Below are 25,471 nucleotides of genomic sequence, written 5' to 3'. Positions count from 1 at the left end.
GAATCCCGCCACCATGACCCACATGCTGCTGGGAACCTTCCGCGCCCACCGCCTCCCGCCCGGCGCACGGACAACCGAACGAACCGCCGCCCGCGGGGTTCTCCTCCGCGACGACGAATTGCTCCTACTGGCATCCCGGCACGGCGACTACAAGTTCCCCGGCGGCGGCGTCGAGCCCGGCGAATCCCTCGCCGACGCACTGGTCCGCGAGTTCCGCGAGGAGTGTGGGTACGCCGGGATCGTGGTCGGTGCCGAACTTGGGACGACCCGAGAGGAGACACCCGCGATCGAGCCGGAGTACGACGTTTTCGGCATGACCTCGCACTACTTCAGCTGCACCGGCGGCGCGCCTGCCGGCGAGCCGGTGCTTGACGCGTACGAGGCCGAGTTGGAGCTCACGCCGACGTGGGTCAGCCTGAGTGATGCGTTGGCCGCGAATCGTCGCGTGTTGGCGAGCGGGGTTGGCGTGATGCGCTGGCTGGCGCGTGAGATCGCCGTACTGGAGTGGCTCAGTGGGTGTAGGCGCTGACCCACTCGCCCAGGACTCTTGCGCTCGTGTCGACGAGGGCGGGCCAGTCGAGGGCGGCTTCGTCGGCTGCGTCCGAGACGTGTTTGACGACGCGCACGGGTACGCCGTACTCGCGGCAGGCATAGACGACGCCGTATGCCTCCATGTCGACCAGATGCGCCCGCTCCGCGAGCCTCGCCCGTACGGCGGCATCGGTCACGAAGACATCGCCTGACGCGAGGACCGTCCCGTCACCGCCCTCGACCGGCAGCTCGTCCTGCGGGTCGAGCCCGATGGCGCGGAGGGCGTCCGCGTTCACGTCGTGGTTGATCACTCTGCTCGGCAGGAACAATCCGGACAAACCGTCCCGCAATGCACCGGTGGTGCCGATGTTCAGGACCACCAGATCGGTGGTGTCGCATGCCGCCAGCGCGCGGCTGACCGCCACGGCGGCAGCCGTCTTCCCCACGCCGGTGACGACCACCGGAACGCCGTCCGGAACGTACCGCGCCTCGCCGGCGACGGCGCTGACGACCAGGTAGCCGGTCACGCTCAGCTGACGCTGACGGTCGGCTCGCCCGGCTCGGTGGTCTCCATCTGCTCGGCGATCCGCATCGCTTCCTCGATCAGGGTCTCGACGATCGCCGCCTCCGGGACGGTCTTGATCACCTCGCCCTTGACGAAGATCTGCCCCTTGCCGTTGCCGGACGCGACCCCGAGGTCGGCCTCCCGGGCCTCACCCGGACCGTTCACGACGCAGCCCATGACGGCGACCCGGAGCGGCACCTCCATGCCCTCCAGACCCGCGGTCACCTGCTCGGCGAGCGTGTACACATCCACCTGCGCACGGCCGCACGACGGGCAGGAGACGATCTCGAGCTTGCGCTCCCGCAGATTCAGCGACTGCAGGATCTGCAGGCCGACCTTGACCTCCTCGACCGGCGGCGCGGACAGCGAGACCCTGATCGTGTCGCCGATGCCCTTGGACAACAGCGCACCGAACGCGACCGACGACTTGATCGTGCCCTGGAACGCCGGCCCGGCCTCGGTGACGCCGAGGTGCAACGGCCAGTCGCCGCGCTCGGCGAGCATCTCGTACGCCTGCACCATCACGACCGGGTCGTTGTGCTTGACCGAGATCTTGAAGTCGTGGAAGTCGTGCTCCTCGAACAGCGAGGCCTCCCAGACCGCCGACTCGACCAGCGCCTCCGGCGTCGCCTTGCCGTACTTCTCCAGCAGCCGCTTGTCCAGCGAACCAGCGTTCACGCCGATCCGCAGCGACGTACCGTGGTCCTTCGCCGCCTGGGCGATCTCCTTGACCTGGTCGTCGAACTTGCGGATGTTCCCCGGGTTCACCCGGACCGCGGCGCAGCCGGCCTCGATCGCGGCGAACACGTAGCCCGGCTGGAAGTGGATGTCGGCGATCACCGGGATCTGCGAGTGCCGCGCGATCTCCGGCAGCGCGTCGGCGTCCTCCTGCCGTGGGCAGGCGACCCGGACGATGTCGCAGCCGGCCGCGGTCAGCTCGGCGATCTGCTGCAGCGTCTTGTTGACGTCGTTGGTGGGCGTCGTCGTCATCGACTGCACCGACACCGGCGCGTCCCCACCGACCAGCACGCTGCCCACCTTGATCTGGCGGGTCTTGCGGCGCGGCGCGAGAGTGGGGGGCGGGAGGGCCGGCATACCCAGGTTGATGCTCATGTGTCCTTATCCGTTGAACAGCTTGATGGGGTTCACGATGTCGGCGATGACGAGCAGCACGCCCATCACCACGATCACACTCGCCGCGACGTACGCGATCGGGAGCAGCTTGGCCACGTCGACGTACCCGGGGTCGGGCCGGCCGAACAGCTTCGCGAAGCCGCGCCGGATGCCCTCCCAGATCGCGCCGATCATGTGCCCGCCGTCGAGCGGCAGCAGCGGGATGAAGTTGAACAGCGCGAGGAACAGGTTCAGCGAGGCGAGCAGCATGATCAGGCTCGCGAACTTCGCGCCGACGTCGAGGCTGTTGGAGGAGGCGATCTCACCGGCGACCCGGCTGGCGCCGACGACGCTCATCGGGCTGTCCTGGTCGCGCTGACCGCCGACGATCGACTTCGCGACGCCGACCAGCTTCTGCGGGAACTGGCCGAGCGCCTTCACCGTGGCGACCGTGTAGGTGCCCATCTGGTCGAAGGCGTAGCCGACGCTCTGCCGCTCGAGCTTGTTCTCCGGGGAGACGCCGAGGAACCCGACCGAGACGAACTTGTCCGAGCCCGGCTTGTCCTGGACCTGGTTGACGATCGTGTTGGTCTTCAGGGTGACCTGCTGACCGTTGCGCTCGACAACGATCGTGGCGGCCTTGTCGGTGTTCGCCCGGATCAGCGGGGTGAGCTGGTCCCAGCTGTCGATCGTGGTGCCGTTGAAGGACACGATCCGGTCGCCGATCTGGAACCCGGCCTGCTTGGCCGGAGACAGCTTGTCCCCGTCCTGGCACTTGCGGTCCGGCGAGGCCTGGTCGGCCGGGATCACGCAGTCGGTGACGGTGGAGATCGTGGTCTGCGGGACCTGGGCGCCGTACAGAGTGAAGAGGCCGGTGAAGAGCACCGCCGCGATCAGCACGTTGACCAGCGGCCCGGACGCCATCACGATCAGCTTCTTCCACCACACCTTCTGGTAGAAGAGCCGGCCGTTGTCCTCGGGCGCGATCGTCTCGTACTCCGCCGTCCGCGCGTTCTCGACCATCGACTGGATCGGGCCGGTGTTGGCCTTGCGGACCTTCGTCGGGTCCTCGCCCTTGGCCGGCGGCATCATCCCGATGATCCGGACGAAACCTCCGGCCGGGATCGCCTTGATGCCGTACTCCGTCTCGCCGCGCCTGGTCGACCACACGGTCCGCCCGAAGCCGACGAAGAACTGCGTGACCTTCATCCCGAACGCCTTGGCCGGGACCATGTGCCCCAGCTCGTGCAGCGCTACCGAGAGCAGGACCCCGGCGACGAACAGCACGATGCCGAGGGTGGTGAGCAGCACACTCATGCCTCTTGGTTCTCCCGTACGCCGGTGATCTCACGAGCCCGGGTTCGGGCCCACGCGTCCGCGGCGAGCACGTCGTCGACGGACAGTTCCTGATATGAGGGTACGTCGTGGTCGGTCACCACCCGGGCCACAGTGTCGACGATCGCCACGAACGGTAACCGCCCGTCCCGGAACGCCTGCACGCACACCTCGTTGGCAGCGTTGAACACGGCCGGTGCGGTCCCACCCCGGGTACCCGCCTCGCGGGCGAGCTGAACCGACGGGAACTCGGCGTTGTCGACCGGCTGGAAGGTCCATGTGCTCGCCTGGGTGAAGTCCCACGGCGGCGACGCGTCCGCTATCCGGTCGGGCCAACCGAGCGCCAGCGCGATCGGCACCGTCATCGTCGGTACGCCGACCTGCGCGATCGTGGCCCCGTCGAAGAACTCGACCATCGAATGGATCGCCTGCTGCCGGTGGATGACCACGTCGATCCGGTCCATCGGGATACCGAACAGCAGGTGCGCCTCGATCAGCTCGAGACCCTTGTTGACCAGCGTCGCCGAGTTGATGGTGACGACCGGGCCCATCGCGAAGTTCGGGTGGTCCAGGGCCTGCTCGACCGTGACGTTCTCCAGCTCGCTGCGCGGCTTGCCGAGGAACGGGCCGCCGCTGGCCGTCAGCAGCAGCTTGCGGACCTCGTTCGGCGTACCGCCGCGCAGGCACTGGGCGATCGCGCTGTGCTCGGAGTCGACCGCGACGATCTGGCCCGGCTTGGCCCGCCGCGTGACGATCGGGCCGCCGATCACCAGCGACTCCTTGTTGGCCAGCGCCAGCGTGTTCCCGGCGTCCAGGGCAGCCAGTGTCGCGTGCAGCCCGACCGATCCGTTGATGCCGTTGAGAACCACGTCACACGGCATCGCCGCGAGCTCGCTGGAGGCGTCCGGCCCGGTGACGATCTTCGGGATCCGGAACTCGCCCTGCGCGTACCCCTTGCGCTGCGCCTCGGCGTAGAACGCGAGCTGCAGGTCCTGCGCGACTGTGGCCTTCGCCACGGCGACGACCTCGACGCCGAACTCGAGCGCCTGCTCGGCCAGCAGTGTCACGTTGTCGCCGCCGGCGGACAGCGCGAGCACGTGGAAGCGGTCCCGGTTGCGCCCGATCAACTCGAGCGCCGTGGTACCGATCGAGCCGGTGGAGCCGAGGATGACGACGCTGCGCGGGTTCACGGCGCCATTGTTCCAGGTGCGCACCGATCGTGACGATCCCGGTGCATTCAGCCCGGATTCAACCCAGGTACAGCCTGAACGGAAGCGCTCCGAGCGCGACCTCGTCACCGTCGCCGACCATCGCGGTCTGGATGCGTACGCCGTTCACGTGCGTCCCGTTGGTCGAGGCGAGATCCCGCAGCTCGTACCCGGTCTCGTCGATCCGGAGCAGCTCGGCGTGATGCCGGCTCACCTCCGGGCGGTCCAGGATCAGATCGCAGTCCGGCGCCCGTCCGATCCGGACCAGGTCGAGCAGCGGTACGACCTCACCGGTCTGTCCGACGAGGGCAGGCTGCGGTCCGGTCTCCAGCGCCGCGGCGATCTCCGCCACACCGGCGGTCCGGATCGACAGCGACACGATCAGGTCGTCGCCTTTGTCCACGTGCAGGTTGTGCTGAGCGCCGTACCCCTGCAAGAGGTCGCCGTGCTCGTCGATGACGACCGCGGAGACGTGGTAGTACCCAGGCGGCAGTTGCGCGTACGCCGCGGCACCGAGCGAGGTGGTGAGCACCACAGCGTCGTACTCGCGGTGACTCACGTCGGTGATGGTGATCAGCACCGGGTTGTGCGCTGTGAGGTGCGCCTCGGCGCCGGTGTCGCCCGGGGTGAACTCGACGGTCACCATGGGCGCCGGACGGATCTCGTCCAGGCCGACCAGCCGCCCGACCACGGGCACCGTGCCGGTGGGGATGTCCAGCGGCACGTACTGGCCGTGCGACCGGACCAGGACGTCCAGCTGCGGCCGGGTCCACCCGTTGCGCCGGGCGAGCAGGTACGCGCTGACCATGCCCTTGCCGAAGATGAAGGCGACATCCCCCACCACGGCTCGCACGAATCCACTGACAGGTTCCATCGGCACCCCCAGTGCATCAGTATCCAGGAATCGCGACTCCGGTACGCCGGTGTTCGGTGTGCCGCCGTACCGTTGCCCGGTGACCTCAGTTCCGGCCTCTGTGCTCATCATCGAGAACGACCGCGACAGCGGTCCAGGCAAACTCCTCGATTGGATGGACGACCGTGGCATCTCGCCGCTGGTCGTCCGGGCTTGGGACGGTGAACCCGTACCCGAGACCGTCGACGGCCATGCGGCGCTGATCCTGCTCGGCGGCGGGATGCTCCCGGACGAGGACGAGCGGTCGCCCTGGCTGCCGGCTGAGCGGGCGCTGCTGCGCGACGCGCACGGCCGGGTGCCGGTGCTCGGGATCTGTCTCGGTGGGCAGTTGCTCGCACACACCTTCGGCGGCGAGGTGCAGGGGAAGTACGGACTGCCGGAGAAGGGTGTGACGCCGCTGACGGTGCTGCCTGCGGCGGCAGACGACGTACTGCTGGCCGGGCTGCCGTCGACGGTGCGGGCAGTGGAGAGTCATCAGGACCAGATCACCCGGCTGCCGGACGATGCGGTGTTGCTGATGTCCAGCGAACGGTGCCCGAACCAGATGTTGCGGATCGGCCGCAGCTGGGGCGTCCAGTTCCACCCGGAGGTCACAGCAGACCGGGTACGGCGCTGGAACCCGGAGCGACTGCGCTCGATGGGATTCGACCCCGGAGCGGTCGTCGCCGACGCCGAGCGGTACGCCGTGGAACTCGACAAGACCTGGGCCACGGTCGTCGGGAGATTTCTCGATCTCACGGCCTGACTCGGCGCTACCTTTGGGGGCATGAGTCTGGAGCAGCCGCCGCCCGGCCACCGGGCATCCGACAACGACCGCGAGCGTGCCGCCGCCGTGGTCCAGGAAGCGCACACCGACGGGCGGCTGGACTTCGAGGAGCTCGACGAGCGGCTCACCCAGATCTACTCGGCGAAGACCCAGCTCGAGCTACGCAACGCGACCGCCGACCTGGTCCCGGTCGCGCACGGCAGCTCGCAAGAGCTGACGCTGCGGGCCAAGCACAGCGCGCAGAAGCGTGAGGGCGCGTGGACCGTGCCCGAGCGGCTGACCGCAATCGCCGAGCACTCCTCGGTGAAACTCGACTTCACCGACGCGATCGTGCACTGGGCGGAGATCCACGTCGACGCGCACGCCAAGCACAGCTCGGTCGTGATGGTGATCCCCGAGGGCTGGAGCGTCGACATCGATCAGGTCGACATGGTGCACAGCAGCGCCAAGAACAAGGCCGTCGCACCCCGCGCCGGCGGCGTCCGCCTCCGCGTCACCGGCCAGGCCCGCCACGGCAACATCGTCGTCCGCCACCCACGGAAACGCCACTGGTGGTGGCCCTGGTACAGCAAGTGATCCCGGTCCCCTACGAGCAGACGTACGCAGGCAACCTCCGCCAACAGGTCGGAAACCAACGCCTGATAACCCCCGGCCCACGCGCGGTCATCGTCAACGACTCCGGCGACGTGCTCCTGGTCCGCCGCTCTGACGACGACACCTGGGTGATGCCGGCCGGCGGCCTCGAGCTGGGCGAGTCGATCTGGGATGCACTTGTCAGAGAGGTGCAGGAGGAGACCGGCCTCGTTGTCGAGGCAGCGACACCCATCGCCCTGTACACCGGACCGCAGTACTGGTTCACCAACGCATACGGCGGTGAGCATCAGATGTTCGCGGTGGTGTTCCGGGTCGATCGTTGGAGCGGCTCCCTGGTCGGCGAGACCGACGAGACTCGCGATGCCCGGTTCTTCGCTCGGGATGGGCTGCCTCCGTTGCGGCCGGTGTATCGGGAGACGATCGCTGATCTCGACGCCTTCGACGGAACGCTGATCGTGAAGTAGGCGTGTGGCCTTCCACACCACCTCATCGCCGCCTCCACCGGCTAGCGTGAGCACATGGGTGCTTCTCTGGATCTTGTCGACGTCGACTCCCTGCTGACTTCCGAGGAGGTCGACGTTCGGGCGGCCGCGCGGCGGTTCGCGGATGAGCGGTTGCGGCCTTCGTTGGCGGAGTGGTTCGAGACAGCGTCGATTCCGGCGCGGGAGTTGGCGAAGGAACTTGGTGCGCTCGGGTTCCTCGGGATGCACCTGACCGGGTACGGGTGCGCCGGTCTCGGACCGGTTGCCTACGGCTTGGCGTGTCTGGAGATCGAGGCTGCCGACTCGGGGATGCGATCGCTGGTGTCGGTGCAGGGATCGCTGGCGATGTACGCGATCTGGAAGTACGGCAGCGAGGAGCAGAAGAACGAGTGGCTGCCGCGGATGTCCGCCGGTGAAGCGATCGGCTGCTTCGGCCTGACCGAACCCGACTTCGGGTCCAACCCGGCCGGCATGCGCACGAACGCCCGCCGCGACGGCTCCGACTGGGTGCTGAACGGCTCGAAGATGTGGATCACCAACGGTTCGGTCGCCGACGTCGCGGTGGTCTGGGCGCGGACCGACGACGGCGTGCGCGGCTTCGTCGTACCGACGTCGACGCCCGGTTTCTCGGCACCGGAGATCAAGCAGAAGATGTCGCTGCGGGCGTCTGTCACGTCCGAGCTGGTGCTCGAGGACATGCGGCTGCCGGAGAGCGCGATGTTGCCCGAGGCCCGTGGTTTGTCGGGTCCGCTCGGCTGCCTCAACGAAGCCCGGTTCGGGATCATCTTCGGCGCGATGGGCGCGGCGCGGGACTGCCTGGAGACAGCCGTCGCGTACGCCGGTGAGCGGATCGTGTTCGACAAGCCGCTGGCGGCGTACCAGCTGACCCAGGCGAAACTGGCCGACATGGCGGTCGAGCTGAACAAGGGCGTCCTGCTCGCCGTCCACCTCGGCCGGCTCAAGGAGAAGGGCACGCTCCGGCCCGAGCAGGTCTCGGTCGGCAAGCTCAACAACGTCCGCGAGGCGATCGCGATCGCCCGCGAGTGCCGCACGATCCTGGCGGCGAACGGGATCAGCGGCGAGTACCCGATCATGCGGCACGCCAACAACCTCGAATCGGTGCTCACCTACGAGGGCACGTCCGAGGTGCACCAGCTGGTGATCGGGCAGGCGCTGACCGGGCAGTCCGCGTTCCGCTGACGAATACTCTCCGCAACCTCCGGGTACCGGTTTGCCAACTGCTCAGGAAGGAGCATGTATGCGGATCGGGGCCGGGATCGCACTCGTCGTGGTCGGCGCCGTCATCGCCTTCGCCGTGCGAGACACGTCTGACACGTTCAACCTGACAGCGCTCGGGATCATCATCATGCTCGGTGGCGTGGCCGGGATCTGGCTGTCCTACCGGCTCGCCAACCAACGCCGGCGAAGCGCCCGGCCGGTGATCGACCCGGACGTCGAGCGGCAGTACCGTACGGCGCCGCCGGACCGGGTCGCGGACGAGCCGATCGACGTCACTCCGCGCAGTCCTCAGAAACGCTTCAACAAGTAGTCGCACTCGTCGGCGTGACTGTGGACGACGGTCCCATCGGCTGCCTGCTCGGTCCAGCGGTCGATGACCCGCGGACCTGACCACAGCTCGTACCCGAGCCGCTCGTACAACCGGCGAGCGGCCGGGTTGTCGGCGCCGACTCCCATCCCGATCGCCGCTCGCCCCCACTCTGCCGCGATCGCCTCGGCCTCCCGAATCAGCGCCGTACCGACGCCTTGGCCGCGGACGAACGCGTGCAGGGCGTTGATCTCGGCCGGGTCGGCGGCGGCGCGGAGTTCGTCGTACTTCGACCGTCGCAGGACCATGGTCTGGCCGACGAGTTCGCCATCCCGACGGGCGAGCAGGAACAATCCTTCGTCGCGCTGTTGGACTGCCCAACGATTGCGAATGTGGTGCTGGGCCGCAGGCGCCCCGGCGAGCGACTCGATCAACGTATCGACGTCGGAGCGGGTGGCCGGCCGGATGTCCATCCGCCGACTGTAGGCCGGGTCGCCGCCCGGGTGCACCATGAATTCATGGACCGCAACCGTGAGCTCCTCGAACGTCTCTGGCCGACGGACGGCCGGCTCGCGCTCTCGGCCGAGGCCGAACACGAGCTACGTACGGACGACTACGTGCTGGACATGCCGCAGTCCGGCGAACGCATCGTCGGCCGGGACCTGATGCGCGCGATGCAGCAGGAGTACCCGAACCCGCCGTCGATCCAGATCCTCCGCATCAGCGGCGCCGGCGACCACTTCGTGATCGTCGGCCGCTCGGACTACGACGGCGACATCTACTACGTCGCCAACGTCGTCGAGTTCCGCGACGGCCGCATCGCCCGCGAGACCCGGATCTACGGCGCTCCGTTCGAGCCGCCGCCGTGGCGAGCGAAATACGCTACTTCGCCACCTCGGTAGCCCGGGACTCCCGTACGACGGTCACGCGGATCTGACCGGGGTACGTCAGCTCCTCCTCGACCTGCTTCGCGATGTCGCGCGCCATCACCTGCGCCGCGATGTCGTCGACCGCGTCCGGCAGCACCATCACGCGGATCTCCCGGCCCGCCTGCATCGCGAACACCTTTTCGACGCCGTCGTGGTGCATCGCGATCTCCTCGAGCCGCTCGAGTCGCTGCACGTACGCCTCCAGCGACTCCCGCCGCGCGCCGGGCCGCCCGCCACTCACCGCGTCCGCGGCCTGAGTCAGCACCGCCTCGACGGTCCGCACCTCGACCTCGTTGTGGTGCGCCTCGATGCAGTGCACGACGTCGTCGCTCTCGCCGTACTTGCGGGCCAGCTCCGCGCCGACGATCGCGTGACTGCCCTCGGACTCGTGCGTGAGCGCCTTGCCGATGTCGTGCAGGAACGCGCCGCGCTTGCACAGCTTCGGATCCAGCCCGAGCTCGGCCGCCATCATGCTCGCGATATGCGCCGACTCGACCAGGTGCTTCAGCACGTTCTGCCCGTACGACGTCCGGTACCGCAGCAGGCCCATCGTCCGGGCCAGCTCCGGGTGCAGGTCGGTGATCCCGACCTCCGCCATCGCGTCCTCGGCGGCCCGCTCACACAGCTCCGCGACCTCGCCCTTGCTGCGCTCGTAGATCTCCTCGATCCGGCTCGGATGGATCCGGCCGTCGAGTACCAGCGAGTCCAGGGTCAGGCGGGCGGTCTCCCGGCGTACCGGGTCGAAGCAGGACAGCAACACCGCTTCCGGGGTGTCGTCGATGATCAGGTTCACGCCGGTGGTCTGCTCGAACGACCGGATGTTGCGGCCCTCACGGCCGATGATCCGGCCCTTCATGTCGTCACTCGGAAGATGGACGACCGACACCACGGACTCACTGGTCTGCTCGGACGCGAGCCGCTGCACCGCGCCGGTGATGATCTTGCGGGCCTTCGTCTCGCCCTCGTCCAGCGCCTGCCGCTCGATGTCGCGGACGATCGTGTGCGCGTGCCGCTTGGCCTCGTCCTCGATCGCGGACACCAGCTCGGTCTTCGCCTGCTCGGCGGTCAGATTCGCGACGCCTTCGAGGATCCGGCGGCGCTCGTCGTCCAGGTCCTTGATCTCCTGCTTCCGCTGCTCCAGCTCGGCCAGCAGAGCGGTCACCTCGGTGTGCCGCTCCTCGATCGCGCGGTGCTGCTCGTCGAGCCGCTCCTCGCGTTCGGTCAGCCGGTGGTCGCGCCGTTCCATCTCCAGACGCTGCTCACGCAGATCGTCACGGATCGACTGCGCCTCCGCCTCGGCTTCCCGCCGTACGTCGGACGCGCGCTGCTCGGCGTCCCGTCGTACCTCGGAGGCCCGGTCCTCGGCGGCACGCCGGATCTCCTCGGCCCGCTGCTCGGCCGCCTCCGCGCGGGTCCGCAGTACGGCGGCGTCCTCCTCGGCCTGCCGGCGTACCTGGTCCGCCGCGGACTTCGCAGCCTGCTCCACCTCGAGTCGGGCGGTCGAAGTGTCGACGGCCTTTCGGCGGGAGAGGGTCAAGCCGATCCACGCCAGCAGTCCGGCGATCAGCAATCCGATCAGGGTCAGACCAACAGACATCGCTGTCATCGGCGTCTCCCCTCTCCTTCGAGTCCCACGCGGGACTGTGGCCGTCGGTCGAAGGGACTCGCCACTCCTACGGTCGAGAGGACGGTACGGCGCCGCCGGGGTACGGCTGCGCGGGTGCCACCTCGGTGAGGCGGTACCGACTGCGTTGCCGATCCTGCGGTTCCGTGACGACGGTGTCGCTGCTCACCCGCTGCTCGCGGCCCGCGAACCCCCGTCCGCGGATTGCGTGGTGGCCGCGTTCGCGGCTGTCCAGCGTTTGCCTCGCTTGCTCACCGTGAGTCACCGCTAACACCTGGAGACCACGATGGGCCCGCCTCGCGCCCGGTTCGGCTCGGTCGCCATGCCGTCCGGGATATGCGTGCGGTGCCGCCTATCCGACGGCGCTTTTCAGGACGCCGTCGTCCTTCCTTCAGCTCGGTCGAGCGTGGTTGCGTCTTTTACCGGCCGGCCGTTTCACCGGCCGATCCTTATGTCCGCCACCGTTGCGGTGGGTTCGTCCCTTCTTGGTCCTGAGGCTAAGCGCGCCCCACCAGCCGGTCAAGGCGGACACTCACGCACGCCCCGACCGATCCCCCACCACACCCCGGCGAACCAGACCAGCCTCACCTGTGGTCTACTCCACAACGTCTGTCGCCGAGGTGCGTGACACACCTACGCCAGCCAGCTACCAGCACCAGCCCACACACCGAGGTGCGCGGCACAGCACGCCAGCCAGTCACGCCAACCAACTGCCAAGACCAGCCCACACGCCGAGGTGCGCTACACATCCGCGCCAGCCAGTCGCGCCAGCCAACTGCCAGGGCCAGCTCACACACCGATGCGCGACACGGCAACGCCAGCTGGCGGGCCGGCCCAGACAACTGAGGCGCGCAAACGGCGCCTGGGTCAGCCGGCTGCGGGGCCCGGTCCCGGCGTCGGACGGTCGGAACTCGCGGTCCCGGCCGAGGTCGCGGAGTTCCCAGTCGACTCATCAGACCTCGGCGCCTCACCGCTCGCCGCACTCTCGGCCGTTCCAGCGCTCGAAGGGCCGGCTGCGGCGCCAGCTGCCGGGCCGGCTTGGCCTTGCGCCGGGTCGGCTTGGCCGGGTGTCGAGTCGGCTTGGCCGGGTGTCGAGTCGGCTGCCGACTCGCTTCCGGCCTCATCGCCGCTCTGCTTGTCGACGAACCCGCCGACCTTCTCCTGGACCGCGTCGACCTTCTCCGCGTACTTCCCGCCGGTCTGCTTGTCGATCAGATCGCCGGCTTTCTCGACGCCGGCTTTGATCTTGTCCGGGTTCTGCTTGACGACATTCCGGAGCCAGTTCTTCGCCTGTTCCTGAAAATCGTTCATTGCACCCTCCGCGGTGTCTGGGGCGGATCGACGGAAAATCCCAGCCTACGGACCGGCCCAAATACCGGTCCTACTTCGGATAACACACCGTCATCCCCCACCCGTCAACGCCCCTCGCCGCTCACCCAACCCGATTCCAAACCACCCTCCGTTACAACCCCCACCCCACCCACCCAAATCCCACACCCCAAACCCCATCCCCAGCCGCCCGCCCCACTCACCAAACCGCCAACCCCCAAGCCAACGCTTCGTCGGCCCCAGCTCCGATTACAGCCCCAGCAAGCCGGCCAATCACCGGCCCGCGACCGCCTTGCCAATCACCCCGCGCGGCGGTCCGCCGATCATCAGACCGGTGCTCGACCGCTCACTCGGTCAGCGCTCGGTCGCCTCGCCGTCCAGATGGGCCTTCGCAAGGTCGGCCGGAGCATGCACCAGCCACCCGTCGAGCAGCGCCTCCCGCAGCACCGGCTCGGAGACTTTCTCCAACTCAACCAGCACCGCGGCGTACCCGTTGAAATGCGGAATCGTGAAGAACCCGTCCCCCGCCCGCGCAGCGAGCACCGCTTCCTTCTCCGCGAGATCCTCCACCACGATCGCGAGAATCTCCCCCGCCGGCGGCGTCTCATCGCCGTACCGCTTCAGATCAGCCTTGCTGAACGGCCGCTCCCACGCATACCCCTTGCCACCCACGGCCCAGGTTCGCCGCCCGTACCGAGTCGTCTCCTCGGTCCCCGGCAGCTCCCCGACCAACCGCTCCACATCCCCAATCCCAACCATGCCCCGACGCTACCTCCACTCCGACTCGTCTCCTGGGTAATCCGCCCCGCCTAGCCAGCCCACAACCACGGCCCGACGCAGCGCTGGAACCCAGCCGCCAGATAGAACTCCGCCACCTCATCACTGACCGCCGACACGAACACCACGTCGGCCCCCAACCCCGCCAACCACTGACGGCACTCCCCGAGCAACGCAGTACCCACCCCGCCCGTACGCCGCCCCGGAGCCACCACCAGCTCCTCAACCATCCCGTACGGCTCGTGCCCGTAGTCGACAAACGTCGCGACAACCACCCCAACGACGTCATCACCATCAGCCGCGACAAAGGTCCGGGCTTCCTGCCGCACCACCGGCAACGTCGCAGCACTCGCCGCATCCCCATGCAGCTCCCGCAGCAACTCCCGAATCGCCCCACCATCAACCGCCCCGGCCTCGCGCACCACCACACCCTCGCGAGACTCGGCGGGACTCATTCGGCTTCCAACCCCGATGAATCCAGCAGCGGGAACTCCTCGTGACTCGCATCGAGTTCCTGCTTGACGATGCTCATGGCAAGACCACCCGGATAGCCCTTGCGAGCAAGCATTCCGAGCAATCGGCGCATCGCCACCTGCCGCTCCAGCGAACGCATCGACCGCAACTTCCGGCGTACCAGCGCGCGGGCCGTCTCTTCCTCCTGCTCCGGATCCAGCTCCTCCAGCGCATCCCGCGCCAACTCGTCATCGACGCCACGCCGCCGAAGCTCCTGCGCGAGCGACCGCTTCCCCAGCCCACGCCCGCGATGCCGCGACTCCACCCACGCCTTCGCGAACGCAGCATCATCGATCAGCCCGACATCGGTGAACCGATCCAGCACCTGCTCCGCAACCTCGTCCGGAATCTCCCGATCGGCCAACACATCAGCCAACTCGGCCCGGGTCCGCGGCTGCCCCGTCAATTTGTCCAGCAAGATCGTCCGGGCCACCCCGTACGGATCCGATACCCCATCCAACTCCGGATCCCCCGGCTCCGCGCTCTCCCCCGACCGCGGTCTCCCCCGCCGCCCAAACCCACCCCCACCACGCCGCCCCGTCCGACGCACATTCCCGCCACCAGACCTAGCGGCTCCCCCACTCCGAGCAGACCGAGCCTCCTCGACACCCGAACCCCCCTCAAACGCCGCGCCCACCTCACCAGCCGAACCGACCTCCGACGTCGCGTCGACCTCACCCGCTGCGCGGACCTCCGACGTCGCGCCGGCCTCACCAGCTCCGCCGATCCCAGAAGCCGAATCCACCTCGCCCGCTGCACGGACCTCAGATGTCGCGCTGGCCTCACCAGCTCCGCGGACCTTAGAAGCCAGGCCGGCCTCCTCAGCCGGGCCGACCCCAGCAGCCGAGCCGAACCCAACTGCCGGGCCGAACCCAGCGGCCGCATCGACCCCGGCACCAGGGTCCCCTGCCGCCGAACTGCTTACTTCCGCCGGGTCGGCTTCAACAGACGCGACGACCTCAGCCGACGCCTCGTCCAACGTCGCAGGTGACGTCTCAGGCGACGGCACGCCGGACGACTCACGGGATGCACCACCGGTTGTCCCATGTGAGGCACTGGCAAACGACGCACTTGACGCATCGGCGGACGACACGCCCGACGGGTCGGCGGACGACCCACCTGACGCGTCGGCGGCAGGCGCAGGCGACCCGCCGGCAGAAGGCGCACGCGACGCGCCGGTGGAGGCCTCACCGGTGTTCTTATCCGCGCTGTGATCGGTGCTCTCATCGAGCAGCGCCGCTGGCTGGTCAGTCGATGCCTCGACGTCTGACCGGTTGGGCTTCGCGTGGGCGACCCGTCGCGACGTACCCACCGGACCCGACGAATCGTCCGACTCTCCCCACGGATCGAACCGGCCAGCAGCCGCACGAAGGTTGCGCTCAAAGGCCACCGTCGACGAGCGGCTGTCGGTCGAACGGCGCTCTGCGGACCGGCCGTCGGATGACCGGCCCTCCGCAGACCGTTTACCGACGGACCGGCTGTCGGTGGAGCCGCTCTCTGCGGACCGGCTGTCGGTGGAGCCGCTCTCTGCGGACCGGCTGTCGGTGGAGCCGCTCTCTGCGGACCGGCTGTCTGTGGAACGGCGTTCTGGGGAGCGACCTTCGGTGGGACGGGCGTGGGTGGTGCGGGGCGTAGGGGGTTCGGTGTCGTCGGCGAAGGCGCGTGCTTCGGCCTGTCGGTCGGCGGCCTGGGCTTCGAATGCCTCGGCCAGATCCTCGTCTTGGTCGCCCCACGGATCGGCCGTTTTCGCACCAGCGCTACGGCGCGAGGCGCCACGCCGCGGTACCTGCTCATCCTCCTGCGGCCCGCGCGCCGTCGCAGCAGACGCGGAAGCGTCGGTCCGCGCACGGCGGGATCGAGCCCTGGGAGCAGATTCTTCGTCAGGCTCTCGAGCGGCGTCGCGAGATGTGTCGGGCTCGTCCCAGGGGTCGACTGTGCCGACAGTTCGCCTGATGGAGCCGGGGCGTCGCGAGGTCTCCCATTCCGAGTCGTCCGGGGACACAACGTCGTCGGAGTCATCCCATGCCCTGCCCCGCTGTGCACTCGAGCCACGACCACGGGTACGTCGACTGCGCCGGCCCGATCCAGAACTACCCGCCGCCTCGGCCCCACGATCCTCGACGGAAGACCCACGGTTCGCGGCCGAAGGCGATGACGATGATGAAGATGGTGAAGGTGAAGGTGAGGAGCGCGACGTCGACGACGGCGGGCCGTCGGCCAGGAGTTTGCGGGCCAGGGCGAGCCGTTCGTCGTGGGGTAGAGACAGCGCCGCGGGGGCAGCGTCGTCGGCAGGTGGTGCCTGCCGGGGAACGCTGCCGCCCGCGGTGGGTCGATCAGAAGTCGACATCAACCTCGGCCTTGGCGGCCTCGTCGGCCGGGGCGTCGAGGGTCGGGCCGATGCCCATCTTCTCCTTGATCTTCTTCTCCAGCTCGTTGGCCAGATCGGGGTTGTCGCGCAGGAAGTTCCGCGCGTTCTCCCGGCCCTGACCGAGCTGGTCGCTCTCGTAGGTGAACCAGGCGCCGGCCTTGCGGACGAAGCCCTGCTCCACACCGAGGTCGAGCAGGCTGCCCTCGCGGCTGATGCCCTGGCCGTAGATGATGTCGAACTCGGCCTGCTTGAACGGCGGGGCCACCTTGTTCTTCACGACCTTGACGCGGGTCCGGTTGCCGACCACGTCGGTGCCGTCCTTCAGCGACTCGATCCGCCGAACGTCCAGCCGCACCGATGCGTAGAACTTCAGCGCCTTACCACCGGTCGTCGTCTCCGGGGAGCCGAACATCACGCCGATCTTCTCGCGCAGCTGGTTGATGAAGATCGCGGTCGTGTTAGTCCCGCTGACCGCACCGGTCATCTTCCGCAGCGCCTGGCTCATCAGCCGGGCCTGCAGACCGACGTGGCTGTCGCCCATCTCGCCCTCGATCTCGGCCCGCGGCACCAGCGCGGCCACCGAGTCGATCACGACGATGTCGATCGCGCCTGAGCGGACCAGCATGTCGGCGATCTCCAGCGCCTGCTCACCGGAGTCAGGCTGCGAGACCAGCAGGGCGTCGGTGTCGACGCCCAGCTTCCGCGCGTACTCCGGGTCGAGCGCGTGCTCGGCGTCGATGAACGCCGCGATCCCGCCGGCCCGCTGCGCATTCGCGACCGCATGCAGGGCGACCGTCGTCTTACCGGAGGATTCCGGACCGTAGATCTCCACCACGCGGCCACGCGGCAGACCGCCGATCCCGAGCGCGATGTCGAGCGAGATCGACCCGGTCGGGATGACCTCGATCGGAGGCCTGTCCTGCTCTCCCAGGCGCATCACCGAACCCTTGCCGCACTGCCGCTCGATCTGCGTCAGCGCGGTCGCAAGCGCCTTCTCGCGATCGGCCGCCGCGCGCTCCGCACTTGCCGCGCTCGCTGCACCCGCCATGTGACTGCCACCTGACCCATCTGATAATCCGGGGCCGCCGACCGGCCGCCCGAAGGAACTTCGTTGTCGCCAGAGAAGGTATTCGTCGGTACCGACAGTTTTCGTCGCAACTTCGAATCTGTGGACAAACCTGGCCGTCCACACACCTCCCGAGCACCCAAAGTATCCCGAACACGTGTTCGAATCACAACTGACACGCCGAACCCTGCCCGAGCAACCATGCTGACCCGCGGGCTCCCTACCCTTGCGGGCGTGACAGACCGTCCCGACGTACCCGATTCGGCCGTCATCCTGGCCCTCAGCCGGGTCGAGTTCGGCATCGACACCGTACTCGACGCGCTCCGCACCCAGGACCCGTTCGGGGTCCGCAGCATCCTGACGGAGTACTCCGGCCAGGAGAAGCCGAACCTCGCCGAGAAGGCCCTGATCCTGGCGATCGACCGGCTGCTGAAGATGAAGGTGCCCGGACACGCGGAGTGGCCGACGCTGCCGCTCGCCAAGCGGTGCGACTGGTGGGTGGCCCGGCTGGGCGGATTCGCAGCCGTCGTAGCAGCACTCCCCCGGCTCAGCGGTGCGGCCGCCGACCGGCTGCCGATCAAGGACACCCTCGGTGCAGCCGTCCAGGCGATGGTCATCGGCGCGGTCTGCCGTGAGTACGGCGTGGAAGCGCACGCCGACCGTACGGCGATCATCGCTCGCGTACTGACCGACCGGCCGATCACGCCGGACGAAGTACTCAAGTACGACGACCCGACCGTCGCCGGGCAGGACGTGGCGAAGCAGCTCGGCCTCGGTGACGAGTCGGAGGAGAAAGGCCTGCGTCAGGGCGTCCGGATGATCTGGCGGATCAGCAAGCTGTTCGGTGGGCTCAACGAAATCTTCGAGGAGCGTCCACGCGGCGGTCTGGCCGCGCGGTTCGTCGGGAAGCTCCCAGGCGTCGGCGTGGTCGGCGGGTACTTCGACGAGCGCAAAGCCATCCGAAAAGCGGCGTACGAGGCTGCTGATCTGCTCACGAACGGCGCGTTCCGGCTCAAGCCTGTCTGACCTGGCGGACTGCTGGGATGATCTCGGCATGACTGGGATCGTCATCGCCCGCCCTGACGACAGCTGGCCTGCGCAGTACGAGAAGACCGCCCACACGATCGGCGGACTGCTCGGCGAGTTCGTCCAGCGGATCGACCACATCGGCTCGACCTCGGTGCCCGGGCTGCCGGCCAAGGACATCATCGACATCCAGGTCACAGTGAGCGCCGACGCGGAGTTGGACGCTGTGGCGGAGCGGATGGTCGCCGCGGACTGGGAGCTCCGTCCACCGCGCCGGGATCGCCCTGTGCCGGGACTACCCACCGACGAGGCCCATTGGGTGAAGCGGATGCTGGTCGAGCCCATGTACCGGCGTCGGGTCAATCTCCACATCCGAGTGGCCGGCCGGGCCAACCAGCGGTACGCGCTGCTCTTCCGCGACTACCTACGCAGCCATCCGGAGACAGCCCGGGCGTACGCCGCCTTCAAGCAGCACGCCGCCACCCTCCGGCTCGAGATCGGTGATTACACCGACCTCAAGGATCCGGTCTGCGACCTCATCTACCTGCCGGCCGAGGAATGGGCGGCGCGCACCGGCTGGTCCGGCTGACGCGAGTTTGTTGCGTTAGGCATCAGCGTTCGCTGGCCGGGAGGTTGAGGTGCGCCCAGACGGCGCGCCACACCACCTTCGCAGCCTCACCGTCGTCCAGGGCCTCGACGACCGTGCGGCCGCCGAGCTCCTGAACCACCTGGGTCTCGGCCCAGGTCCGTGCGTACGCGGGCCCGAGATGGTGATCCATCCGTGCCCAGAATTCCGTCAGTCTCATGCCTGCCCGTCGTCATCCTTCTGCGGCGGCCCCCAGCCGCCCTGCTGCCCCCGCTGAGGCGATGACGGACCACCCTGCTGCTGTCCCCAACCACCTTGCTGCGGCGGCTGCTGGCCAGGCTGCTGTCCCTGGCCGGGCTGCTGTCCCCAGCTGCCCTGACCCTGCTGCGGCGGCTGCCCCTGACGAGGCGGCTGCTGCTGCGAACCCCACTGGCCCTGACCCTGCTGAGGCTGCCCAGGGTACTGCGACTGACCAGGCTGACCAGGCTGCCCCTGAGGCCCAGGCTGCCCACCGTACGGCGGCTGTCCCTGCTGCGGCTGGCCCGGGTACTGACCGGGCTGGCCGCCGTACTGACCAGGCTGACCCTGCGGACCGCCGTACTGACCTGGCTGCCCCTGGTACTGCCCACCGGGACCGGGCTGACCGTACTGCTGCCCGAATCCCTGCTGCCCGTACCCCTGCTGCCCGTACCCCTGCTGGCCCTGGTACTGCCCCGGACCGCCGTACTGACCAGGCTGACCCGGGTACTGCCCCGGGAACTGCTGTCCGTACCCCTGCTGCGCCTTCGCCTTGCGGCCGCGCAGCACGAAGAACACCGCCGCGCCGATGGCGAGCAGGACCAGCACGATGATCAGGATCAGCGCCCACGCCGGGAAGCCGCCGCCGGCCTCCGAGGTCAGCGAGATCTTCCCGAGCTTGTCCAGGCTGTCGTACGTCGCCGTCCGGCCACTGATCTTCGCGCCGTCGTCGTGCGAGAGGATCTTGCCGGGCATGGTGATCTTGAAGTTCACCTGCGGCTGACTGCCGGACGGAACGTTGCCGAGGTTGTCGGCCTTGACCGTCACCGAGACCTTGTCGCCGTCCTTGCGGAAGCTGACGCCGTCGCCGCTCGAACTGCCCATCTTGTCGAACGGCACGCTCTCGAACGTGCAGTTCGATCCGACGTACTTGTCGTCCTCGTACGACTTGCAGTTGACGCCTTCGGTGGTCGTCTCCTTGATGCCGCTCTCGATCTGCTGGCGCACCTTGTCGAGGGACTGGCCACTGGACTGCAGCAGCTGCTTGTCGACCCCGATCTTCATGGTGCCGGAGACCGTCTCGTTCGAACCGACCTTCAGGTCGGCGTCCAGGTTGACGCACCCGGTCAACCCCACGAGGCAGGCCACGACGACGAGGGCTGCACGTACGCGGTTCATCATGTTGCCGATCATCGCAGACGAAGGGGACAAGCCCGGCATCGGACGGAAAGCGTCTGCTCACGGTCGGCGACCGCGGCCGGCGGGCGGGGCTGTGAAAGGGGCCGTGAAAACTGTCGGCGGGACCCGGCAAGATGGTCGGCGTGAAGAAAACCAGCGCGTTGAGCCGGTTCTCGCCCGCGACCCGGGCGTGGTTCGGCGACGTCTTCGAGGCGGCCACCCCGGCCCAGCTCGAGGCGTGGGACGCCATCACCGCGGGCCGGGACGCGCTGGTTGTCGCGCCGACCGGCTCCGGCAAGACGCTGGCGGCCTTCCTCTGGGCGCTCGACCGGCTGGCCTCGACGCCGCCGCCATCCGATCCGAAGCTGCGCTGCCGGGTGCTGTACGTGTCGCCGCTGAAGGCGCTCGCGGTCGACGTGGAGCGCAACCTGCGCGCGCCGCTGATCGGCATCCGGGAGACCGCGCGCCGGCTCGGCGAGGCGCCGATCGACGTCGAGGTCGCGGTGCGGTCGGGCGACACCCCGGCCGGTGAGCGACGACGGTTCGCCTCGCGACCTTCCGACGTACTGATCACGACACCTGAATCGCTGTTCCTGCTGCTGACGTCGCAGGGCCGGGAGGCGTTGCGCGGCGTCGAGACGGTCATCGTCGACGAGGTACACGCGGTCGCGGGGACGAAGCGGGGCGCGCATCTGGCGCTGACCCTCGAGCGACTCGACGAGTTGTTGCCGAAGCCGGCGCAACGAATCGGCCTGTCGGCGACTGTGCGACCGGTGGAGGAGGTCGCGCGGTTCCTCGGCGGTGATCGGCCGGTGACCGTTGTGCAGCCGAAGTTCACCAAGCAGTGGGATCTGAGCGTCGTCGTCCCCGTCGAGGACATGGCGGAGCTGGCCGCGACCGAGGTCGAGACCTCCGGCTCCGCGGCGGGTCCACAACAGCACGCGTCGATCTGGCCGCACGTCGAGGAGCAGGTCTTCGACCTGATCAGCCAACACAAGTCGACGATCGTCTTCTCGAACTCACGGCGACTGGCCGAGCGGCTGACCGCCCGGCTGAACGAGATCGCCGCCGAGCGCGCCGAGCTGGAGCTGCAGGATCTGGGATCGCCTGCCCAGCTGATGGCGCAGTCGGGCGGATCACTCGCAGCTCCCCCACTGATCGCGCGGGCGCATCACGGATCGGTCAGCAAGGAGCAGCGCGCACTGATCGAGGCGGACCTGAAGTCCGGCCGGCTGCCGTGCGTCGTGGCGACGAGCAGTCTCGAGCTCGGCATCGACATGGGTGCGGTCGATCTGGTGATCCAGGTCGAGGCGCCGCCCTCCGTCGCGAGCGGTCTGCAGCGCGTCGGTCGTGCAGGTCACCAGGTGGGAGCGGTGTCGCGTGGCGTGCTGTTCCCGAAGTTCCGAGGCGATCTGATCGACACCGCCGTCGTCGTGCAGCGGATGCGCGAAGGCCTGATCGAGAGCTTGCACATTCCCGCCAACCCGCTCGATGTGCTCGCTCAGCAGATCGTCTCGATCGTGTCCCTCGACACCGTCAACGTCGACGACCTCTTCACTCTGGTACGACGCTGCGCCCCGTTCGCGACGCTCCCGCGCTCGGCGTACGACGGCGTACTCGACATGTTGTCTGGTCGCTATCCGTCGGACGAGTTCGCGGAGCTGCGGCCGCGGATCGTGTTCGACCGGGTCAGCGGGGAGGTCTCGGGCCGGCCGGGCGCGCAGCGGCTCGCGGTGACCAGCGGTGGAACGATCCCGGACCGCGGACTGTTCGGGGTGTTCCTGGTCGGCGAGTCGACGAACCACCGGGTCGGCGAGCTCGACGAGGAGATGGTCTACGAGTCGCGGGTCGGTGACGTCTTCACACTCGGTGCTTCGAGCTGGCGGATCGAGGACATCACCCACGACCGGGTGCTCGTCTCCCCCGCACCGGGCCAGCCAGGCAGGCTGCCGTTCTGGAAGGGGGACGCGGTCGGGCGACCCGCCGAGCTGGGCGCGGCGACTGGCGCGTTCGTCCGCAAGATGGCGTCGCTGCCCCCCGGCAAGGCCGTCGAGCGCGCACGGTCCGCGGGCCTGAACGAGTACGCGGCCAACAACCTCGTCGCGTACTTGGCCGAGCAACGTGAAGCGACGAGCCGCGTCCCGGACGACGTGACGATCGTGGTCGAGCGCTTCCGCGACGAACTGGGCGACTGGCGGGTGTGCGTGCATTCGCCGTACGGCGGTCAGGTGCACGGACCGTGGGCTCTGGCGATCGCGGCGCGGCTGCGCGATCGGTACGGGATGGATGCGCAGTCGGTCTCAGGTGACGACGGAATCGTTCTGCGGCTGCCGGAGACCGACGAGGCGCCGCCGGGCGCGGACCTGGTGCTGTTCGATCCGGCGGACATCGAGGATCTGGTGACCACCGAGGTCGGCGGGTCGGCATTGTTCGCGGCGCGCTTCCGCGAGTGTGCGGCGCGAGCCTTGCTGCTGCCGCGACGAAATCCTGGGCGCCGATCGCCACTGTGGCAGCAACGGCAGCGGGCGTCTCAGCTGCTCAGTGTGGCGAGCAAGTTCGGGTCGTTCCCGATCGTGCTCGAGACGTTGCGCGAGGTGCTGCAGGACGTCTACGACCTCCCGGCGTTGAAGGATCTGCTGACCGGGATCGGTGAACGCCGGATCTCGGTTGTGGAGGTGGAGACGCCAGAAGCCTCGCCGTTCGCGAAGTCCTTGCTGTTCGGATACGTAGGCGCCTTCATGTACGAGGGCGACAGTCCGCTCGCGGAGAAGCGTGCCGCCGCGCTGGCGCTCGATCAGAGCCTTCTCGCAGAGCTGCTCGGACGCACCGAGCTGCGCGAACTTCTGGACGCAGAGGTCGTGCTGCGCACTGAGGCTGAGCTGCAGCGGCTCGCCGAAGACCGTAGGGCGCGCGACGCCGAAGGCCTGTTCGACATACTGCGATTGGTCGGTCCGCTGTCGTTGTCCGAGGCAACGCAGCGCTGTATCGACGGTTCGGATGCGGAATCCTGGCTGACTTCATTGGCCGCTGCTCGCCGAGTCGTGCGGGTGCGGATCGCCGGCGAGCATCGATGGGCAGTCGTCGAGGATGTCGCCCGGTTGCGCGACGCCCTCGGCGTACCGCTGCCGCCTGGAGTCGCGGAAGCTCACGCCGAGCCTGTGGCCGATCCGCTCGGCGATCTGGTGTCGCGGTATGCGCGCACCCATGGACCGTTCCGGGCGATCGATCTCGCGACGAATCTCGGCATCGGGGTCGCCGTGGTCACGGACACGCTGCGGCGATTGGCTGCCGCCGGTCGTGTCGTCGAGGGCGAGTTCCTGCCGGGTGGGATCGCGCTCGAGTGGTGTGACAGCGAGGTCCTTCGGTTGCTGCGACGGCGTTCACTCGCCGCGCTGCGGAAGGAGGTCGAGCCGGTCGACCCGTCGGCGCTGGCCCGCTTCCTGCCGGCCTGGCAAGGGATCACGAGCAGCCGCGGACGTGGGTACGACGTGCTTCTCGCAGCGGTCGAACAACTGGCAGGTTGCGCGGTGCCGGCGTCGGCGCTGGAGTCGGTGGTGCTGCCGTCGCGGGTGCCTGGCTATCAGCCGTCGATGCTGGACGAGCTGACTGCCACGGGCGAAGTGATCTGGGCAGGCGCGGGCTCGCTGCCAGGGACGGACGGATGGGTGTCGCTGCATCTGGCGGACAACTGCGACCTGACGCTGCCTGATCCAGACCCGGCGGTCGAGTTGGGTGAGACACATCAGACAGTGCTCGATGCGCTGTCCGGTGGAGGTGCGTTCTTCTTCCGCCAACTGAGTGACGCGGTGGGCGCTGCATCCGGTGCTGTCGACGACGAGACGCTGGTCGGTGTGCTCTGGGATCTCGTGTGGTCCGGGTACCTGACGAACGACACGCTGACACCTGTCCGGTCACTCGTCGGTGGCGGGCGCGGCAGTCATCGGACACGCCGTGCAACGCCGCGTGCGCGACCAGGTCGACCGCGACCCGGGCGTCCGGCGATGCCGTCGCGGAGTGGTCCGCCGACAGCGGGCGGGCGGTGGTCGTTGCTTCCGGAGCGCAGTACGGACGCGACTCGTCGGGCGCATGCGGCGGCCGAGACTCTGCTGGACCGCTACGGGATCGTCACGCGCGGATCGGTGATCACCGAGCGGACGCCCGGCGGGTTCGCCGCCGTCTACAAGGTGCTGAGTGCGTTCGAGGAGTCGGGCCGGTGCCGACGCGGGTACTTCGTGGCGGGGCTAGGGGCTGCACAGTTCGCGCTGCCCGGCGCAGTCGATCGGCTGCGGGCGCTGGCCGAGCTGCCGACGTCGTCCGCAGCGAAGGCTGAGGGGCCGTTCGGTCCACCTGGTCGCTTCGGGCCCGGCAACGGTGGACGCACCCGAAAGGACGAGGAGCTGACCGCGCGAGCCGTCGTACTGGCGGCTTCGGATCCGGCTAACCCGTACGGCGCCGCGCTGCCTTGGCCCGAGCGTGAAAGCGCCGGCGGTCACCGGCCTGGCCGGCAAGCGGGTGCGCTGGTCGTGATGGTCGACGGCCAACTGATCGTGTACGTCGAGCGGGGCGGGCGGACCGTGCTGAGCTTCACTGAGGATCCTGATCTGCTGCAGCCTGCCGTGGACGCACTGGCGTTGGCGATCCGGGACGGCCAGCTCGGGAAGTTGAGTGTGGAGACCGCCGACGGGGAGCAGGTTCGGCACACCGCCTTCGGCGACGCCCTGGCCAAGGCTGGTTTCCACGCGACACCGCGCGGCCTGCGGCTGCGGGCCTGATGGCAGCGGCGG

General features: G+C 68.6%; 24 protein-coding genes. 10 read left to right on the top strand and 14 right to left on the bottom strand.

The features are described from left to right. The first annotated feature begins 22 nt into the window (after positions 1-22). A complete protein-coding gene (locus tag ACFYRH_RS13665) occupies positions 23-529 on the top strand; it encodes an NUDIX domain-containing protein (RefSeq protein WP_387773212.1) in 507 nt (168 codons plus the stop codon). Here ACFYRH_RS13665 and ACFYRH_RS13660 read toward each other — a convergent pair. From ACFYRH_RS13660 to ACFYRH_RS13640, 5 genes are read right to left on the bottom strand one after another with little or no spacing between them, the layout of a single operon-like run. After that, on the bottom strand, positions 510-1,058 hold the full coding sequence (locus tag ACFYRH_RS13660; RefSeq protein ID WP_387773209.1) for a nucleosidase: 549 nt from the start codon (positions 1,056-1,058) through the stop codon (positions 510-512). The two genes, ACFYRH_RS13665 and ACFYRH_RS13660, sit on opposite strands and share 20 nt — an antisense overlap. A gap of 2 nt (positions 1,059-1,060) precedes the next feature. Further along, a complete protein-coding gene (ispG, locus tag ACFYRH_RS13655; protein ID WP_387773206.1) occupies positions 1,061-2,209 on the bottom strand; it encodes a flavodoxin-dependent (E)-4-hydroxy-3-methylbut-2-enyl-diphosphate synthase in 1,149 nt (382 codons plus the stop codon). A 6-nt stretch (positions 2,210-2,215) separates the two neighbouring features. Continuing rightward, complete coding sequence (locus ACFYRH_RS13650) at positions 2,216-3,526, bottom strand: M50 family metallopeptidase (protein WP_387773203.1); 1,311 nt, start codon at positions 3,524-3,526, stop codon at positions 2,216-2,218. Next, positions 3,523-4,734 carry a 1-deoxy-D-xylulose-5-phosphate reductoisomerase gene (gene dxr, locus ACFYRH_RS13645; RefSeq protein ID WP_387773200.1) on the bottom strand — a complete coding sequence of 404 codons (1,212 nt, stop codon included), beginning with the start codon at positions 4,732-4,734 and terminating at the stop codon, positions 3,523-3,525. The genes ACFYRH_RS13650 and dxr overlap by 4 nt, the downstream gene beginning before the upstream one ends. Before the next feature lie 58 nt (positions 4,735-4,792). Beyond that, complete coding sequence (locus ACFYRH_RS13640; protein ID WP_387773197.1) at positions 4,793-5,626, bottom strand: FHA domain-containing protein; 834 nt, start codon at positions 5,624-5,626, stop codon at positions 4,793-4,795. A gap of 79 nt (positions 5,627-5,705) precedes the next feature. On the opposite strand from ACFYRH_RS13640, the gene ACFYRH_RS13635 reads away from it, so the two are divergent. From ACFYRH_RS13635 to ACFYRH_RS13615, 5 genes are read left to right on the top strand one after another with little or no spacing between them, the layout of a single operon-like run. After that, entirely contained in the window at positions 5,706-6,410 is a 705-nt protein-coding gene (locus ACFYRH_RS13635) for a type 1 glutamine amidotransferase (RefSeq protein WP_387773194.1), read from the top strand. Between the two features lie 21 nt (positions 6,411-6,431). After that, entirely contained in the window at positions 6,432-7,007 is a 576-nt protein-coding gene (locus tag ACFYRH_RS13630) for a DUF1707 domain-containing protein (RefSeq protein ID WP_387773191.1), read from the top strand. Beyond that, the gene (locus ACFYRH_RS13625) at positions 7,004-7,489 is read left to right on the top strand and encodes an NUDIX domain-containing protein (protein WP_387773188.1); all 486 of its coding nucleotides are present in this window, start codon (positions 7,004-7,006) and stop codon (positions 7,487-7,489) included. Before ACFYRH_RS13630 ends, ACFYRH_RS13625 begins: the two co-directional genes overlap by 4 nt. A 54-nt stretch (positions 7,490-7,543) precedes the next feature. Beyond that, entirely contained in the window at positions 7,544-8,707 is a 1,164-nt protein-coding gene (locus ACFYRH_RS13620) for an acyl-CoA dehydrogenase family protein (protein WP_387773185.1), read from the top strand. Positions 8,708-8,765: 58 nt separating this feature from the next. After that, positions 8,766-9,056, top strand: a complete 291-nt coding sequence (locus ACFYRH_RS13615) for a DUF6458 family protein (protein ID WP_387773182.1) — start codon at positions 8,766-8,768, stop codon at positions 9,054-9,056. Here the strand turns inward: ACFYRH_RS13615 and ACFYRH_RS13610 are convergent. After that, the gene (locus ACFYRH_RS13610) at positions 9,035-9,526 is read right to left on the bottom strand and encodes a GNAT family N-acetyltransferase (protein ID WP_387773179.1); all 492 of its coding nucleotides are present in this window, start codon (positions 9,524-9,526) and stop codon (positions 9,035-9,037) included. The two genes, ACFYRH_RS13615 and ACFYRH_RS13610, sit on opposite strands and share 22 nt — an antisense overlap. 45 nt (positions 9,527-9,571) lie before the next feature. Between ACFYRH_RS13610 and ACFYRH_RS13605 the strand changes: the two genes are divergently transcribed. Continuing rightward, the gene (locus ACFYRH_RS13605; protein ID WP_387773176.1) at positions 9,572-9,955 is read left to right on the top strand and encodes a nuclear transport factor 2 family protein; all 384 of its coding nucleotides are present in this window, start codon (positions 9,572-9,574) and stop codon (positions 9,953-9,955) included. Here the strand turns inward: ACFYRH_RS13605 and rny are convergent. The 6 genes from rny to recA all read right to left on the bottom strand — a co-directional run bounded on the left by rny (position 9,936) and on the right by recA (position 17,641). Further along, entirely contained in the window at positions 9,936-11,588 is a 1,653-nt protein-coding gene (gene rny, locus ACFYRH_RS13600; RefSeq protein WP_387773173.1) for a ribonuclease Y, read from the bottom strand. The genes ACFYRH_RS13605 and rny overlap by 20 nt on opposite strands. 885 nt (positions 11,589-12,473) lie before the next feature. Then, positions 12,474-12,917 carry an antitoxin gene (locus ACFYRH_RS13595; protein ID WP_387773170.1) on the bottom strand — a complete coding sequence of 148 codons (444 nt, stop codon included), beginning with the start codon at positions 12,915-12,917 and terminating at the stop codon, positions 12,474-12,476. 372 nt (positions 12,918-13,289) lie between these two features. Then, positions 13,290-13,694, bottom strand: coding sequence for an MmcQ/YjbR family DNA-binding protein (locus tag ACFYRH_RS13590; protein WP_387773167.1), 405 nt, complete (start codon positions 13,692-13,694; stop codon positions 13,290-13,292). A 50-nt stretch (positions 13,695-13,744) separates the two neighbouring features. Beyond that, positions 13,745-14,167 carry a GNAT family N-acetyltransferase gene (locus ACFYRH_RS13585; RefSeq protein ID WP_387773164.1) on the bottom strand — a complete coding sequence of 141 codons (423 nt, stop codon included), beginning with the start codon at positions 14,165-14,167 and terminating at the stop codon, positions 13,745-13,747. Further along, positions 14,164-14,658 carry a regulatory protein RecX gene (locus tag ACFYRH_RS13580; protein ID WP_387773161.1) on the bottom strand — a complete coding sequence of 165 codons (495 nt, stop codon included), beginning with the start codon at positions 14,656-14,658 and terminating at the stop codon, positions 14,164-14,166. Before ACFYRH_RS13580 ends, ACFYRH_RS13585 begins: the two co-directional genes overlap by 4 nt. Before the next feature lie 1,900 nt (positions 14,659-16,558). Next, positions 16,559-17,641, bottom strand: a complete 1,083-nt coding sequence (gene recA / locus ACFYRH_RS13575) for a recombinase RecA (RefSeq protein ID WP_387773158.1) — start codon at positions 17,639-17,641, stop codon at positions 16,559-16,561. 252 nt (positions 17,642-17,893) lie between these two features. Here recA and ACFYRH_RS13570 point away from each other — a divergent pair, with 252 nt between their 5' ends. Both ACFYRH_RS13570 and ACFYRH_RS13565 read left to right on the top strand, forming a co-directional pair. Next, a complete protein-coding gene (locus ACFYRH_RS13570; protein ID WP_387773155.1) occupies positions 17,894-18,685 on the top strand; it encodes a hypothetical protein in 792 nt (263 codons plus the stop codon). A gap of 28 nt (positions 18,686-18,713) precedes the next feature. After that, positions 18,714-19,274 (top strand): GrpB family protein, encoded by a 561-nt coding sequence (locus tag ACFYRH_RS13565; protein WP_387773152.1) that lies wholly within the window; start codon positions 18,714-18,716, stop codon positions 19,272-19,274. Positions 19,275-19,296: 22 nt separating this feature from the next. On the opposite strand, the gene ACFYRH_RS13560 is transcribed toward ACFYRH_RS13565, so the two are convergent. Together ACFYRH_RS13560 and ACFYRH_RS13555 are read right to left on the bottom strand one after the other, a co-directional pair. Further along, positions 19,297-19,491, bottom strand: coding sequence for a DUF3046 domain-containing protein (locus tag ACFYRH_RS13560; protein ID WP_387773149.1), 195 nt, complete (start codon positions 19,489-19,491; stop codon positions 19,297-19,299). After that, entirely contained in the window at positions 19,488-20,690 is a 1,203-nt protein-coding gene (locus ACFYRH_RS13555; protein ID WP_387773146.1) for an LppM family (lipo)protein, read from the bottom strand. The genes ACFYRH_RS13560 and ACFYRH_RS13555 overlap by 4 nt, the downstream gene beginning before the upstream one ends. Before the next feature lie 131 nt (positions 20,691-20,821). On the opposite strand from ACFYRH_RS13555, the gene ACFYRH_RS13550 reads away from it, so the two are divergent. After that, positions 20,822-25,459 carry an ATP-dependent helicase gene (locus ACFYRH_RS13550; protein ID WP_387773143.1) on the top strand — a complete coding sequence of 1,546 codons (4,638 nt, stop codon included), beginning with the start codon at positions 20,822-20,824 and terminating at the stop codon, positions 25,457-25,459. The last annotated feature ends 12 nt before the right edge of the window (positions 25,460-25,471 follow it).

The organism is Kribbella sp. NPDC004875 (assembly GCF_042873375.1).
In the GTDB taxonomy this organism is placed as follows: Bacteria; Actinomycetota; Actinomycetes; order Propionibacteriales; family Kribbellaceae; genus Kribbella.
The sequence above is the reverse complement of the archived record's forward strand: the minus strand, read 5'-3'. Positions and strand labels throughout refer to the sequence as shown.